The 14,752-nt window shown below is 69.8% G+C and carries 15 protein-coding genes; 4 read left to right on the plus strand and 11 right to left on the minus strand.

The genetic code is table 11. The features are described 5' to 3' along the window. Positions 1 to 30 precede the first annotated feature (30 nt). From B842_RS11420 to B842_RS11435, 4 genes are all read left to right on the plus strand, one after another. Positions 31 to 2,115 (plus strand): PhoX family protein, encoded by a 2,085-nt coding sequence (locus B842_RS11420; RefSeq protein WP_040086773.1) that lies wholly within the window; start codon positions 31 to 33, stop codon positions 2,113 to 2,115. A 238-nt stretch (positions 2,116 to 2,353) separates the two neighbouring features. Next, on the plus strand, positions 2,354 to 4,078 hold the full coding sequence (locus B842_RS11425; RefSeq protein WP_040086774.1) for a carbon starvation CstA family protein: 1,725 nt from the start codon (positions 2,354 to 2,356) through the stop codon (positions 4,076 to 4,078). A 3-nt stretch (positions 4,079 to 4,081) separates the two neighbouring features. Next, positions 4,082 to 4,345 (plus strand): cory-CC-star protein, encoded by a 264-nt coding sequence (locus B842_RS11430; RefSeq protein ID WP_040086775.1) that lies wholly within the window; start codon positions 4,082 to 4,084, stop codon positions 4,343 to 4,345. Next, the gene (locus tag B842_RS11435; RefSeq protein WP_040086776.1) at positions 4,336 to 5,295 is read left to right on the plus strand and encodes an ArsA family ATPase; all 960 of its coding nucleotides are present in this window, start codon (positions 4,336 to 4,338) and stop codon (positions 5,293 to 5,295) included. Before B842_RS11430 ends, B842_RS11435 begins: the two co-directional genes overlap by 10 nt. Before the next feature lie 102 nt (positions 5,296 to 5,397). On the opposite strand, the gene B842_RS11440 is transcribed toward B842_RS11435, so the two are convergent. The 11 genes from B842_RS11440 to tilS all read right to left on the minus strand — a co-directional run bounded on the left by B842_RS11440 (position 5,398) and on the right by tilS (position 14,640). Beyond that, complete coding sequence (locus B842_RS11440; RefSeq protein ID WP_040086778.1) at positions 5,398 to 6,201, minus strand: pantoate--beta-alanine ligase; 804 nt, start codon at positions 6,199 to 6,201, stop codon at positions 5,398 to 5,400. Further along, on the minus strand, positions 6,198 to 6,902 hold the full coding sequence (locus tag B842_RS11445) for a 6PGD fold domain-containing protein (protein ID WP_040086780.1): 705 nt from the start codon (positions 6,900 to 6,902) through the stop codon (positions 6,198 to 6,200). The genes B842_RS11440 and B842_RS11445 overlap by 4 nt, the downstream gene beginning before the upstream one ends. Beyond that, complete coding sequence (locus tag B842_RS13285; RefSeq protein WP_156119512.1) at positions 6,902 to 7,858, minus strand: DUF6779 domain-containing protein; 957 nt, start codon at positions 7,856 to 7,858, stop codon at positions 6,902 to 6,904. Before B842_RS13285 ends, B842_RS11445 begins: the two co-directional genes overlap by 1 nt. A gap of 10 nt (positions 7,859 to 7,868) precedes the next feature. Next, on the minus strand, positions 7,869 to 8,336 hold the full coding sequence (locus tag B842_RS11460) for a DUF3180 domain-containing protein (RefSeq protein ID WP_040086783.1): 468 nt from the start codon (positions 8,334 to 8,336) through the stop codon (positions 7,869 to 7,871). Between the two features lies 1 nt (position 8,337). After that, positions 8,338 to 8,814 (minus strand): 2-amino-4-hydroxy-6-hydroxymethyldihydropteridine diphosphokinase, encoded by a 477-nt coding sequence (gene folK / locus B842_RS11465; protein ID WP_040086785.1) that lies wholly within the window; start codon positions 8,812 to 8,814, stop codon positions 8,338 to 8,340. Further along, on the minus strand, positions 8,814 to 9,203 hold the full coding sequence (gene folB / locus B842_RS11470) for a dihydroneopterin aldolase (protein ID WP_040086786.1): 390 nt from the start codon (positions 9,201 to 9,203) through the stop codon (positions 8,814 to 8,816). The genes folK and folB overlap by 1 nt, the downstream gene beginning before the upstream one ends. Next, positions 9,196 to 10,047, minus strand: coding sequence for a dihydropteroate synthase (gene folP / locus B842_RS11475; protein WP_040086788.1), 852 nt, complete (start codon positions 10,045 to 10,047; stop codon positions 9,196 to 9,198). The genes folB and folP overlap by 8 nt, the downstream gene beginning before the upstream one ends. A 4-nt stretch (positions 10,048 to 10,051) precedes the next feature. After that, complete coding sequence (folE, locus tag B842_RS11480; RefSeq protein WP_040086790.1) at positions 10,052 to 10,633, minus strand: GTP cyclohydrolase I FolE; 582 nt, start codon at positions 10,631 to 10,633, stop codon at positions 10,052 to 10,054. Positions 10,634 to 10,635: 2 nt separating this feature from the next. After that, positions 10,636 to 13,038, minus strand: a complete 2,403-nt coding sequence (ftsH, locus tag B842_RS11485) for an ATP-dependent zinc metalloprotease FtsH (RefSeq protein WP_082028447.1) — start codon at positions 13,036 to 13,038, stop codon at positions 10,636 to 10,638. A 113-nt stretch (positions 13,039 to 13,151) separates the two neighbouring features. Next, the gene (gene hpt / locus B842_RS11490) at positions 13,152 to 13,745 is read right to left on the minus strand and encodes a hypoxanthine phosphoribosyltransferase (RefSeq protein WP_373277267.1); all 594 of its coding nucleotides are present in this window, start codon (positions 13,743 to 13,745) and stop codon (positions 13,152 to 13,154) included. A gap of 10 nt (positions 13,746 to 13,755) precedes the next feature. After that, entirely contained in the window at positions 13,756 to 14,640 is an 885-nt protein-coding gene (tilS, locus tag B842_RS11495) for a tRNA lysidine(34) synthetase TilS (protein WP_040086792.1), read from the minus strand. Positions 14,641 to 14,752 lie beyond the last annotated feature (112 nt).

A 14,752-nucleotide genomic window follows, 5' to 3' on the forward strand; every position in this document is an offset into this window, starting at 1 on the left:
AAAGCACAGAGAAACACAACGGAGCCTCCCATGACCATCAAGGGTCTCAACCTCTTCAGCAACAAGTTCGCCTCCTCCCGCAGCTCCCTGACCTGCACCTACAAGTGCGGCAACGCCTGCTTCGGCGAGTGCGACAACAACTCCGACAACCCCTACTTCGGCGACATGATGTCCCGCCGCTCCGCCCTCAAGGCCGGCAGCCTCACGGTGCTGACCGTCGGCGGCTCCGCCGCTCTCGCCGGCCTGGCCCCGGCCGCCGCCGCACAGTCCTCCCTCCCCGGCTCCTCCCTCCCCGGCTCCTCCGCCACCGGGCACGGCCGCACCTCCGCGAGGGGTCTGCAGTTCGGGAACGTCGCACCGAACAAGCGCGACGAGGTCGTCGTCCCGGCGGGCTACTCCCAGTCCGTGCTCATCGCCTGGGGCGACCCGGTCATCGAGGGCGCCCCGGAGTTCGACCCCGAGAACCAGACCGCGGCCGCCGCCGCGCAGCAGTTCGGCTACAACAACGACTTCGCCGGCCTGCTCCCCCACCCGACCGACGCGGGCCGCCGCGTCTACGTGTGCTCCCACGAGTACACCACCGAGCCGCACATGCACCCGGGCTACGACGCCGACAACCCGACCGAGGAACAGGTGCGCATCGGCTGGGCCAACCACGGCCTGACCATCCTCGAGGTGTCCACCGTCGCCGGCTCCGGCGACCTGAAGCGCGAGTTCGGCCCGCTCAACCGCCGTATCACCGCCACCACCCCGATGAAGCTCGTCGGCCCGCTCGCCGGCTCCGAGTACGTGAAGACCTCCGCCGACCCGACCGGCACCACCGTCCTGGGCACCCTGAACAACTGCGCCGGCGGCGTCACCCCGTGGGGCACCATCCTCTCCGGCGAGGAGAACTTCGACCAGTACTTCGCCCACAGCGACTCCGTCACCGACCCGCAGGTCAAGGCCTCCCTCGACCGCCTGGGCATCCCGCGCGGCGAGTCCGGACGCAAGTGGGAGCGCTTCGACCGCCGTTTCGACGTCTCCCGGGAGCCGAACGAGGTCAACCGCTTCGGCTACATCATCGAGATCGACCCGTACGACCCGCACTCCACCCCGGTCAAGCACACCGCCCTGGGCCGCTTCAAGCACGAGGCCGGCAACATCCACATCACCAAGGACGGCACCGTCGTCTGCTACTCCGGTGACGACGCCCGCTTCGAGTACCTCTACAAGTTCGTCTCCTCGAAGAAGATGATCAAGGGCGACCTGGCCCACAACATGACCCTCATGGACCACGGCACCCTGTACGTCGCCGTCATGGAGGGCAACTCCCCGCAGCACGAGATCGACGGCTCCGGCCAGCTCCCCTCCGACGGAGCCTTCGACGGCGCCGGCCGCTGGGAGCCGCTGCTCACCGTGGACAACGAAGGCAACGCCACCTCCCACGTGGCCGGCTTCACCGCCGAGCAGGTCGCCGTGTTCACCCGCGAGGCCGCCGACGCCGTCGGCGCCACCAAGATGGACCGCCCCGAGGACGTCGAGGTCTCCCCGACCACCTCCAAGGTCTACATGGCGCTGACGAACAACAAGTACCGCGGCGCCGCGGAGAAGTCGAAGGAGGGCGTCATGGAGTACGCCCCCGTCAAGGAGAACAAGAACGGCCTCGTCATGGAGATCGAGGACGACCACGCCGGCGAGACGTTCACCTGGAACCTCATCCTCGTCGCCGGCGACCCGGACGTCGCGTACACCTACTTCGGCGGCTTCGACAAGTCCCTCGTCTCCCCGATCTCCTGCCCGGACAACCTGGCGTTCGACGAGTTCGGCAACCTGTGGATCTCCACCGACGGCAACGCCCTCGGCTCCAACGACGGCCTGTACGTCATGGACGTCGAGACCGCGAACCGCGGCGAGCTCAAGTGCTTCCTCACCGTGCCCTACGCCGCCGAGACCTGCGGCCCGGTGGTCAACCGCGAGCGCGTCATGGTCGCCGTCCAGCACCCGGGCGAGACCGACGACGCCACCTTCGAAAAGCCCTCCTCCCACTGGCCCGACGGCGGCACCTCCGTGCCCCGCCCGGCGATCGTGACGGTGTGGAAGAACGACGGCGGCCAGATCGGCGTCGAGAAGTAGCACGGCCGGACGGACACCCCCGGGGAGCGCACCCCCGGGGGTGTTTTCACACCCCACCCCCTTGGTCAGACATCAGGCCTCCACGCTGGAAAAATGTAACACCAGTCACACCTGCCCCACTTTTCGGCAGTGACCTGGGCCACTGGGTATGACAGGCTGGAGTCCGGAACATGACCACCGGCGGAACCCGGCCCACCACATCTGACCAGTCCGCCCCGAGCCAACCAGAGGCACCAACATGAACTCACTTGTCCTGGCCGTCATCGGCGTCGGCATGATGATCGGCGGTTACCTGCTCTACTCGCGATTCCTCGCGAACCGGGTGTACCAGCTCTCGGACACCTACCGGACCCCCGCCCACACCATGAACGACGGTGTGGACTACGTCCCCACCAACAAGTACGTCCTGTGGGGCCACCACTTCACCTCCGTCGCCGGCGCCGCCCCCATCGTGGGTCCGGCCGTCGCCGTCATCTGGGGCTGGCTGCCCGCCTTCCTGTGGGTGACCATCGGCACGGTGTTCATCGCCGGTATGCACGACTTCGGCACCCTGTGGGCCTCGCAGCGGCACAAGGGCCAGTCCATCGGCACCCTGTCGGGCCGGTACATCGGCAACCGGGGCCGCAATCTCTTCCTCGTGGTCATCTTCCTGCTGCTGCTCATGGTGGTCGCGGCCTTCGCCGTGGTCATCTCGAACCTGCTGGTCTCCACCCCGACCGCCGTCATCCCGACGTGGGGCGCGATCATCGTCGCCCTGTTCATCGGCCAGGCGATCTACCGCCTCAAGTGGAACCTCCCGCTGATTTCCGTCGTCGGCGTCGTCATCCTCTACGCACTCATGATCATCGGCGACCGCTTCCCCGTCAGCCTGCCGGACTCCGTCCTGGGACTCTCCCCGAACGCCTTCTGGATCCTGCTGCTGTTCATCTACGGCGGCATCGCCTCCCTGCTCCCGGTGTGGGTCCTGCTCCAGCCGCGTGACTACATCAACGGCCTGCAGCTCTTCGTCGGCCTGGCCATCCTCTACGGTGCCTTCCTGCTCACGGCCCCGACGATCGTCGCCCCCGCCCTCAACACCAACCTTCCCGACGGCACCCCGCCGCTCTGGCCGCTGCTGTTCGTCACCATCGCCTGCGGCGCCATCTCCGGATTCCACGGCATCGTCTCCTCCGGCACCTCCTCCAAGCAGCTCGACAAGGAGACCGACGCCCGCTTCGTCGGCTATTTCGGCGCCGTCGGCGAGGGACTGCTGGCACTGGGCACGATCATCGCCACCACCGCCGGATTCCGCACCCTCCAGGACTGGGAGGCCGTGTACACCGCCTTCAACCAGGGCGGAGTCAAGGCATTCGTCACCGGCGGCGGCAGCCTCATCAACCAGGGCCTCGGCATCCCGACGTCCCTGTCCGCCACCATCCTGGCCACCATGGCCGTCCTCTTCGCCGCCACCACCATGGACACCGGCATCCGTCTGCAGCGCTTCGTCGTCCAGGAGATCGGCGAGATCATGGGCGTCCGCCTCTCCGGCATCGTGGCCACCGTCATCGTGGTCGTCGTCGCGCTGGGGCTGACCTTCTCCGCCGGCGGCGACGGCTCCGGCGGCATGCTCATCTGGCCGCTGTTCGGCACCACCAACCAGCTCATGGCGGCGCTGTCGCTGTCCATCGTCGCGGTGATCCTCACCCGCCTGCGCCGCCCCACCTGGCCGGTGCTCATCCCGCTGGTCTTCGTGCTCACCGTATCCCTGTGGGCGGCGGTCGTGCAGGTGCGCGGCTTCTGGGAGACCCAGAACTGGCTGCTGCTGGCCATCGACCTGGTCATCATCGTCTGCGCCATCTGGGTCACCGTCGAGGCCTTCGCCGCCATGAACCGCGCCCGCACCGAGGACCCGGTCGTGTGGACCGACGAGGACCTGGACGCCACGGCACGCACCGCGCCGACGCCCGCCCCGAAGAAGGTGTAGACCGTGTCCTTCCGCGAGAAACTGCGGGCCTTCACCGACGGGCTCACCGAGTTCTACGCGGGCCCCTACCGGGCGACGTTCATCAAGGCCCGCCAGCAGGAGGACGACCTGTTCATGATGCTCGTCCTCTCCGAGGCCCTCGGTGTGCCCAACCCGGCGAGCTACTACACCCTCGAGCTCCTGCCCATCGTCTACGAGGACTTCCACGCCTGGCACCGCCGCATGGGCATGGAGCACTCACCCCTGGAGAACATACAGTGCTGCTAGACCTCATCGGCTCCACCCGCCTCATCTTCTTCGGGGGCAAGGGCGGGGTGGGCAAGACCACCGTCGCCTCGTCGACCGCCACCGCCCTGGCGGCCGCCGGTCGCCGCGTCCTGCTCGTCTCCACCGACCCCGCCCACAACCTCGGGCACCTCTGGGAGCAGCGGATCGGCGACCGGGTCACCCGGGTCCGAGAGAACCTCGACGTCCTCGAGCTCGACCCCGCGGAGACCACCCGCCAGCACCTCGCGGCAGTCGGGCACACCATGCGGCAGATGATGCCGGAGCACCTCCACGGGGAGGTGACCCGGCACCTGGAGCTCTCCGCCCAGTCACCGGGCACGCATGAGGCGGCCGTCCTGGAACGCATCGCCGAGATCGTCGCCGGCTCCGCGGACCACGACCACGTCGTCTTCGACACCGCCCCCTCCGGCCACACCTCCCGCCTCATGGAGCTGCCGGAACTCATGGCCGCCTGGACCGACGGCCTCCTCGACCGCCGCGACAAGGCCGAGCACCTCTCCGCCGTCGCCCGCGGCCTCGCCCCCACCGGCCGGGACCGCGTCACCGCCGCCGAGGACCCCGTCGACCGCCGCAACCAGCAGTTACGTTCCATCCTGCTGCAGCGTCGCCGCCGCTTCACCCTGCTTCGCGACGCCCTCCGCGACCCCGCCCAGACCGTCTTCTTCATCGTCCTCACCGCCGAACGCCTCCCCGTCCTGGAGACCGGCGAGTTCCACGCCGAACTGCGCGACGCCGGCGTCCGCGTCGGCGGCCTGGTGGTCAACCGGCGCTCCCCCGCCGACCAGGGCGAGTTCCTCGCCGAGCGACGGGCACTGGAAGAGAAGGCGCTGTCCGACCTGGACCTAGACCTCCCGGTTATCCAGCTGCCGCTACTCCCCCGGGACGTCAGCGGGCTGGCCGAGGTGGAGGCCTTCGCGGAGCTGCTGTAGCGGCGTGCCGACGCCGTTCAGCACCCACCGAAACGTACCTTGTGGCCCCGTTGTCGTGCTCCCCGCCGGGGCTTCACGGTACGTCTCGGTTGCTCAGACCTTCTACCCCTCGATGTTGCGGAACCCGATCCCCAGCGGCAGACCCACGTTGTCGGTGAGCCGCACCCCGCCGACCTCCGCGGAAACCAGCAGACGTGCGTCGCCCGTCTCCGGGGCGTCACCGAGGTCGAGCCCCCGGATCTCGAGGTAGTCGGGGGTCACGTGGGCGTCGGAAAGCACGGAACGGGCGACCTCCAGCACGGCGTCGGCCCCGTGCTCCGCGGCGTGCGCACCGGCGGTCAGCGCCGCCGACAGGGCGAGGGCCTGCTCGCGGGCGGACTCCTCGACGGAGGTGTTGCGCAGCGAGAGGGCCAGACCGTCGGGCATGCGGACGGTCGGCACGCCGTGGAGACGCACCGGCAAGTGCAGGTCGGTGATCGCCGCCTGCAGCGCCCGCATCTGCTCGTAGTCCTTCTCGCCGACCACGACGTCGCTGGGACCCACCAGGTTGAGCAGGGTCACCTCGAGCGTCAGCTGCATCGCCACCGCATCCACCGGCTCCAGGTAATGGTCGACCGGCTGCACAAGCGTCCGCAGACCGCGGGGCCACAGCTCATCCTGGGTGTAGGGGACGACGGCGTCGACCTGCTCGTCGACGAGCAGCTGCCGGTCGGTGCCGGAGTACGCGGCCACGACCACCGCACGCGGGATACGGCGGGCGGCGCGGATGAGCGCGGCGTGACCGGCGTGCAGCCCGCGGCCCAGCGGCACGAGCACCACTGGGCGACCCGTCTTACGCATCGCCCGGGACAGCACCCCGACCTGCTCCAGACTGAATTCACGGGCCTGGCCCGACTCAAAGCTCACAGTTTCTCCTCCTGAATGGCCCACAGTTCGGCGTCCTGGTTGTGGTGGGTCTCGGCGACACGCCGCAGCACCTGCCGGAACGCCCGCGCCTGACCGGGATCGTCGATCGACTGCCACTGCTCCCGCAACGACCCGACCTCCGGCAGGCGGATGAGACGGCTCCGGTGCGCGGTGATGTCGTCGGCCTCCTGGATGTCACCGACCACGTCGCCGAGCAGGCGCATCGCGTCGAGCGCCAGGGAGTTCACCGCCTCGACGTAGGTGATCGCCGCCGCCAGACGCACGCGCTCCTCGTCGCTGCACGGCACGCCACTCGCGCCGAGCTCCCCGAGCAGCAGCTCCGCGATGATGTCGCCCAGCTCATCGACGGTGGACACCGCCCACCGGGTCGGACTGAGCTCCCCCATCGCGATGACGACCGCGCCGGTCACCTCCAGCGGATCCATCACCTGCACGCCGTGCTGCAGCGACGTGTGCACGAAGATCTGCCCGCGCCGGGCTCTCTCCGCCAGACGCTCGATCGCCGGTTCCAGCAGCGGGTCCCGCACCTCCAGGACCACCATGTCGAGTTCCTCGAAGGCGGGGGGCGTCGGGTCGTAGTCCATGTAGGAGACGTCGTGCCCGACCTGGCTCAGCAGGTCCGGCAGGGAGGACGTACGGGAGTCACCGTAGACGCCCACCCGCATCCGCGGGGCACGCACTAGCTCTCCTGGTTCTCGCGGGCGCGGGCGCGCGCCAGCAGCTCGGCGACGGAGAGGGCACCGGACTGCTCGTCACGGCGACGACGTCCGCGACGCGGCTCCGCCGCCTCGGTCTCCTTCTCGACGACCGCCTCCGCCGGCTCCTCCCGGACGTGCCGGTCGCCGCCCTCGTCCCAGGACACGGCCTGGAAGGAACCGGTGTCGAAGACGCGGGTCTCGGCGAGGTCCTCGCGGGCGGCCTTCTTCTCCGCCTTCTTGTCTTCCTTGGCGGGCTTCACGGGAGCCTCAGCCTTCTCCGCCTTCTCCGCCTTCTTCTGCGCGGCCTCCGCCGCCTGCCGCTCCCGGATGATCTCCGTCAGCGGGTTCGCCTGCGGACGGGTCGGCTGCTGGCCGAGACGACCGGCGACGGCGTCCGCGGAGGGAGCGCCGGAGAAGGCGCCGAGGCGCGGCAGGTTGAGCGGCAGCTCCGGCTCCTCGGCCTGCGCGTGCTCGAAGGTCATGTTCTCGAGTTCCATGATGCGGCGGGCCTCGGCGCGCAGGGCGGCGGGCTCGTACTCGAATTCGCGGCCCGCCAGCGTCTCCAGCTGGGCGCGGATGCCGGCCAGCTCGCGCTGGATCTCCTGCAGGACCTCGGTGTCGCGGGAGTGCTGCTTGTCGCGCAGCTCCAGCGCGCGGGACTCGGCGAGGGCCTCCCGCTCGGCGGCGGCGCGGGCCACCTCGACGTCGTGGAGCTCACCGTGGTGGGTGAGCTCGCGGCGGGCGGACTCCGCCTCCCGGCGGTAGCGGAACACCAGGAAGAACCCGATGATCGCCGCCCACAGGGACGCGAGCAGCGCGAGTTTCAGGGCGCCGTCGCTGTCCGTGAACAGCATGACGACGCTCGCGATGAACGCGAGGACAATCAGCACAACCAGCATCACCTGGCTGCGGTCCGCTCCACCCTGCTCCTCAGTCATGTCCTCCACTTTAACCCGCCGCCTCCCCTTCAGCGGGTGGTGGTGTCTCGCAGTGTCGTTCGAGGTACACGCCGGCCCCCGCCAGCACCAGTCCGCCGAACGCGGAGGCGAGCACCCCGGGCAGGTCGTCGGCCGCGGCGATGAGGGTGTCCGCGCGCGGCAGGATGAAGCTCGCCATGCCCAGGTAGGCGCCGCCGATGAGCGCGCCCGTCCACGCCGACGCCTTGCCGATCACCAGGAACTGCGCCGCCGTCACCGGGCTGAGCTGGCTGCGGTCCTGGCCGATGCCGCTGTTCTCCTTGCGGTCGCGCACCCGCCAGGCCAGCAGGACGCACACCGCCGCCATGGTCCACAGGGTGACGGAGACGGTCACGGGGATGGTGCTCATGGAGCCGTAGAAACGCCACGTGAGGATCGCCGTGACGGCGGCGACGAAACCTCCGGCGGCGACGAGTCCGGCGATCGGGGTGCGCTGCACGTCAGAGCTCCCCTGCCTCGACGACGCCGGCGACCTCGTCCGGGTCGAGGGCGGCGATGAACTCCGTGAGGGGACGTCCCTGCAGCTGCGCCGCCGGGTCCGCCGCCAGCCACGGGACCAGCACGAAGGCCCTTTCGTGGGCGTGCGGGTGCGGGAGGGTGAGCACGGGGTCGTCGGACTCGACGCCCTCCACCGCCACCACGTCGACGTCGAGGGTGCGGGGTCCCCAGCGGCGCACGCGCACCCGTTCGGCGGCGTCCTCGAGCGCCTGCCCGCGGCGCAGCAGCTCCAGCGGGGTCTGCTCGACGTCGACGATGAGCACCGCGTTGAGGAACTCGTCCTGGTCGGTGACGCCCCAGGGGGGCGTCGCGAAGACCGGGCTCGCGGCGACGATCTCCCCCGCGAACTCCTCCTTCACGCCCCGGAGCAGGGCCCGGCGGTCGTCCATGTTCGACCCGATCGACAGCACGGCGCGCATCAGGCGTTCCTGAACTGTGCTTCTCGACGCCGCGACCGCCGCGCCACCACCGCCACGTCCGCGAACGTGTGCGGGATGGGGGCCTCCGGCTTGTGGATGGTCACCTCGACCGCGTGCAGGAGCGGGAAGTCCGCCATCGCACGTTCCGCGATCTCCACGGCGACGGTCTCGATGAGGTCCCGCGGCTCCCCCTCCACCACGGAGACCGCCAGCTCAGCCAGCTCCGCGTAGTTGACGGTGAGGGTGAGGTCGTCGGTCGCGGCCGCCGGGCCGATCTCCAGCCAGCAGGTGACGTCGACGATGAAGGGCTGACCCTCCCGCTTCTCCTCGGGGAAGACACCGTGGTGGCCGAAGCACTCCAGGCCGGTGAGCTCGATGCGGTCAGCCACGGTCGCCTCCCGCGTTCCACAGGGCGGCGACGTCGACGGCGTCCCGGGAGACGGGCACGTTGTGCACCCGCACGCCCCACGCGCCCATCTGCGCGGAGATGGCGGTGACGGCGGCGGTCGCCGGGTCGGCGTCGGCGGGCACGACCTCCAGGCCGCGGGCGGCGCGCACGCCCGCGAGGAAACGCTTGCGGGACGCACCGACGAGCACGGGGAACTCCCCGGCGATGAACTCCGGCAGGTGGTTGAGCAGCGCCCAGTTGTCCTCGGAGGACTTGGCGAAACCGAGCCCCGGGTCGAGCACGATGCTGTCCCGCGCCACGCCCGCGGCCAGCGCATTGTCGACGAGCCTCCCCAGCGTGTCCCGCACGTCCGCCACGACGTCCCCGCCGTGGTCGGCCTGCCCGGCGGCGTCACCGAACTGGACGGTGCGCCAGTGCATGAGGCACACCGGCAGGTCCGTGTTCGCCATGACGCGGTACATGTCCGGGTCGGCGAGCCCGCCGGAGACGTCGTTGATCATCGCCACGCCCGCCTCCGCCGCGGCCAGCGCCACGGAGGCCCGCATCGTGTCGACGGAGGTGGGGATGCCCTCCTCCGCGAGTGCCGCGACGACGGGGGCGACGCGGGCGGCCTCCACGGCGGCGTCGACACGCGTGGCACCCGGGCGGGTGGACTCGCCGCCGACGTCGATCATGTCGGCGCCCTGCTCCACCAACTCACGGCCGTGGGCGATGGCCGCGTCGATGTCGAGCCAGCGCCCGCCGTCGGAGAAGGAGTCCTCCGTGACGTTGACGATGCCCATCACCAGGCAACGGCCCGGCACCGTGAGATCAGCAACCCGCATGACGTCAGCCCCGGATCAGGGAGAGGACCTCGGCGCGGGAGGCGGCGGAGGTCTTGAAACCGCCGCGCACCGCCGACGTCGTCGTCGTGGAACCCGGCTTGCGGATACCCCGCATCGCCATGCACAGGTGCTCACACTCGATGACCACGATGACCGCCTGCGCACCCAGCTTGTCCACCAGTGCATCCGCGATCTGCGACGTCAGCCGCTCCTGCACCTGCGGGCGCTTCGCGTACATGTCCGCCAGGCGGGCCAGCTTGGACAGGCCCGTGACGTGGCCGTTCCGCCCCGGGATATAACCGATGTGCGCCTTGCCGTAGAAGGGCACCAGGTGGTGCTCACACGTGGAGTAGATCGGGATGTCCCGCACCAGCACGAGCTCCTGGTGGTCCTCCGCGAAGGTGCGCTCCAGCACGTCCGTCGGGTCGCAGTGCAGACCCGCGAAGACCTCCTCGTAGGCCCGGGCGACACGCGCCGGGGTGTCCCGCAGGCCCTCGCGGTCCGGGTCCTCGCCGACGGCGATGAGCAGTTCCCGGACGGCGGCCTCGGCGCGCTCCCGGTCGAATGCGTTGTGGGTGTCGGTCATGTCTACTCCTTCGGCAGCTGGGGGTTGTCGTGGTCCGGCTCGGCGACGTCGTCGGCACCGGTGGTGGGGTGTTCCTCGGGCTGCCTGCCGACGTCCCCCCGCTCCCCGTGCTCCGGCTGCTCGTGGTCGGGGAGACGGAAACCGATGATCTCCGTCGGGGCGTCGGTGGCGTCATCTGCACGGTGCTTGCCGACGCCCGGGCCCTCCCCGTAGTTCTTCATGCCCGGGTGCTCACCGGAGGTGGCGTAGGGGTTCTCCGACGGCGGCCAGCCCGGCGCGGTCCAGTCCGCCGGCGGCGGGGTGCCGCCGTAACGGGCACCCGGTGCGGTCGGCGCCGACGGGGTGGCCGGGGTCTCGGGGGTGTCCCCGTCAGCCTTCTCCGCGGCCTCGCCCTGCACGGCCAGTTCCGCCTGCCGCCTGGCGCGTGCCTGACGGGAGGCCTCCAGCAGGGAGAAACGCTTCGGAGGTTCCTCGCCCCGCTCGAGGGCGATCTCCACCGGGGTCTTCACCGGCTCGCGGCCCTCCTGCTTGGGGAAGTGGTTCTCCGCGTCCGGGAAGATGACCGGGGCGTCCATAGGCTCGATGCCCTCGAAGAGCACCTCGAGGTCGGGGCGGCGCAGGGTCTCCTTCTCCAGGAGCTTCTCGGCCAGGGTGTCCAGGTGGTCGCGGTACTCCGCGAGGATGTTGTAGGCGGTGCGGTGGGCGGCGTCGAGAAGCAGGTGCACCTCGTCGTCGATACGTGCCGCGACGGCCGGGGACACCGTGAGCATGCCGCCGCCCGGGCGGCCGGAGAAGGGGTCGCCCTGCTCCTCGCCGTACTTGACCATGCCGAGGGACGGCGACATGCCGTACTCGGTGATCATCGCGCGGGCGATCTTGGTGGCCTGCTCGATGTCGGCGGAGGCGCCGGTGGTCTGCTCACCGAAGACGAGCTCCTCGGCGGCGCGGCCACCCATGGCGAACACCAGACGGGCGAAGAGCTCGTCGCGGTTGTACATGCCCTTGTCGTCCTCCTGCGCCGTCATGGCGTGACCGCCGGTGCGGCCGCGGGCGAGGATGGTGACCTTGTACACGCGCTCGATGTCCTTGAGCGCCCACGCGGCCAGGGTGTGGCCGCCCTCGTGGTACGCGGTGACCTTCTTCTCCTTCTCGGAGATGATCTTGGAGGAGCGGCGCGGGCCGCCGATGACACGGTCGGTGGCCTCCTCCAGGGCGTCGGCGGTGATGACGTTGCCGCCGATACGGGCGGTGAGCAGGGCGGCCTCGTTGAGGACGTTCGCCAGGTCCGCGCCCGACATGCCGGCGGTGCGCTTGGCCAGGGCCTTGATGTCCGCGTCCGGACCCAGCGGCTTGCCCTTCGCGTGCACCTCGAGGATCCGCTCACGGCCCTTGAGGTCCGGGTTGGTCACCGGGATCTGCCGGTCGAAACGGCCCGGGCGCAGCAGCGCCGGGTCAAGGATGTCCGGGCGGTTGGTGGCGGCCATGAGGATGACGCCCTCGCGGTCACCGAAGCCGTCCATCTCGACGAGCAGCTGGTTGAGGGTCTGCTCGCGCTCGTCGTGGCCGCCGCCCATGCCGGAGCCGCGCTGGCGGCCGACGGCGTCGATCTCGTCGACGAAGATGATGCAGGGGCTGTTCTCCTTGGCCTGCTTGAACAGGTCACGGACGCGGGAGGCGCCGACGCCGACGAACATCTCGACGAAGTCGGAGCCGGAGATGGAGTAGAACGGCACGCCGGCCTCACCCGCCACGGCGCGCGCCAGCAGTGTCTTGCCGGTGCCGGGCGGGCCGTAGAGCAGGACGCCACGCGGGATCTTCGCGCCGAGGGCGTGGTAGCGGGTGGGGTCCTGCAGGAAGTCCTTGATCTCCTGCAGCTCGTCCACCGCCTCATCCGCGCCGGCGACGTCCGCGAACGTGTTGGTCGGCATGTCCTTGGTCAGCTCCTTGTGCTTGGAGCCGCCGAAGCCGAACATGCCGCCGCCACCCTGCATGCGGGTGAGGAAGAAGAAGAGGAGGCCGAAGAGCAGCAGCATCGGCAGCAGGAAGCCGAGCATGCCCATGAGGAAGCTCTCCTGCGTCACCTTGGTGTTGTACTCGTCCGCCCCGGAGGACTGGACGGCGTCGAACACCTGCGGGGCGGTACGCGCGGGGTACTGGGCGATGATCTCCTCGACGCCCTCGCGTTCCTCGTAGGTGATCGGTTCGCGCAGTTCGATGCGGATCCGCTGCTCGCGGTCGTCGATCTGCACTTCCCTGGCGTTGTTCTCCTGCAGCTGCGTCATCGCCACGGACGTGTCCACCCGCTGGAAACCGCGGGTGTCGTCGGTGAGCAGGCTGAACACGAAGATGGTGACCAGCGCGATCGCCGAGATCAGACCGATCTGGAGGATTCTCTTGTTGTTCATGTGTGCGGCCGCCGAAGCGCGTGGCTCGTCAGCCGGGCTCCACGACCTGTGCCTTTCGTATTCGTCCTACGTACTTCCACCACAACGCACCAGCGTGCGGTTTCGTTCCCTTATTACTCCCCGGAGTAGACGCGCGGGTGCAGGGTGCCGACGTAGGGCAGGTCGCGGTAGCGCTCGGAGTAGTCGAGGCCGTAGCCGATGACGAACTCGTTGGGGATGTCGAAGCCGACGTCGAAGAGCTCGATGTCCGCCTTGACCACCTCGGGCTTCCGCAGCAGGGTGATCACCTCGAGGGACTTCGGGTTGCGGGCCCGGAGGTTGCGCATCAGCCAGGAGAGGGTGAGTCCGGAGTCGATGATGTCCTCGACGATGAGCACGTCGCGGCCCTCGATCTCCCGGTCGAGGTCCTTGAGGATGCGCACCACACCGGAGCTCGTCGTGGAGTTGCCGTAGGAGGACACGGCCATGAACTCCATCTGCGAGGGGATCGACAGCGCACGGGTGAAGTCGGTGAGGAAGAACACCGCCCCCTTGAGCACACACACGAGGATCAGTTCCTCATCGGCGTCGCGGTAGGTCTCGGAGACCTTGTCGGCGAGTTCCTGGATCCGGTTCGCCAGCTGCTCCTCGCTGATGAGGACAGCCTCGACGTCCTCGCCGTAGCAGTTCGCCGGGACGTTGTGATCCTTGTTGTCGTGCACGGTCATGACACCTTTCCTAGGCCTCCACGGATAACGTCAGTCTGCCACCTACACGCCTGACTTCCAACCCTGCTCCCACGGCCACCGGCCCCTGGCCACGCCAGTTGGTGCACATGTCCGCAATCATGCTTATCGACGCCCCCGTCGGCGCCACCCCCTGCCCCACCAGCCACGCCGCGATCCGCCGCCGCCGCAACGGTTCCGGCTGGGCGGCCAGCTCGGCGCAGTCGTCGGTGGGCGGGCCGGCCAGCTCCTCGAGCAGCGCGTTGTCCGCGGCGATCCGGTCCGCCGTGCGGGCCAGCGGCGCGGTCGCGTCGCCGTGGAGCTGCTCGTTGAGGAACCGCCGGAGCGCCACCCGCCGGAAATCCGTGTCCACGTTGTGCGGGTCGTCCCAGGGCTCAAGCCCCAGTTCCGCGCAGGCCTGCTCGGTGTCGTGGCGCCGGATGCCGAGGAAAGGCCGGGTGATCCCGTGCGCCTGCGGGGCCATGCCGCCCGGGTTGCCGCGCAGGGCCTGGAGCAGGAGCGTCTCGGCCTGGTCGTCGCGGGTGTGCGCGACCCACACCGGGCGGCCCGGCGCACGGAGTGCCCGGTAGCGGGCGTGGCGGGCGTTGGCCTCCAGGTTGCCGGGCGCGACGGTGACCATGACGATCTCCGCCCGGGCCCCCATCCCGCGGGCCTGCGCGGCGGCGGTCTCCGCGACGTCCCGGGAATGCGGCTGCAGCTGGTGGTCCACGATGAGGGCGTGCACCTCCTGGCCCTCCGCCCGGGCCGCGGCGACCAGCGCCAGCGAATCCGCCCCGCCCGACAGCCCGACCGTGACCGGCTCGGGTGTGAGGAAGGGGCGCACCGCCCGGCGGCAGGCGAGGAAGTGCGGGCTCACGCGCGGCCAGAAGGGTTCCATGGGGCTGATGCTAGTGACCTGGTGACAACGTCGAACTCACATGGTCGAGAGGAGTCCCCCGGGGCGTCGACAAGCTCGAGACCAGTGCTCCCTCGACCGTGTCCTCTCGACA

The sequence above is a fragment of the Corynebacterium humireducens NBRC 106098 = DSM 45392 genome (assembly GCF_000819445.1).
Classification (GTDB): Bacteria; Actinomycetota; Actinomycetes; order Mycobacteriales; family Mycobacteriaceae; genus Corynebacterium; species Corynebacterium humireducens.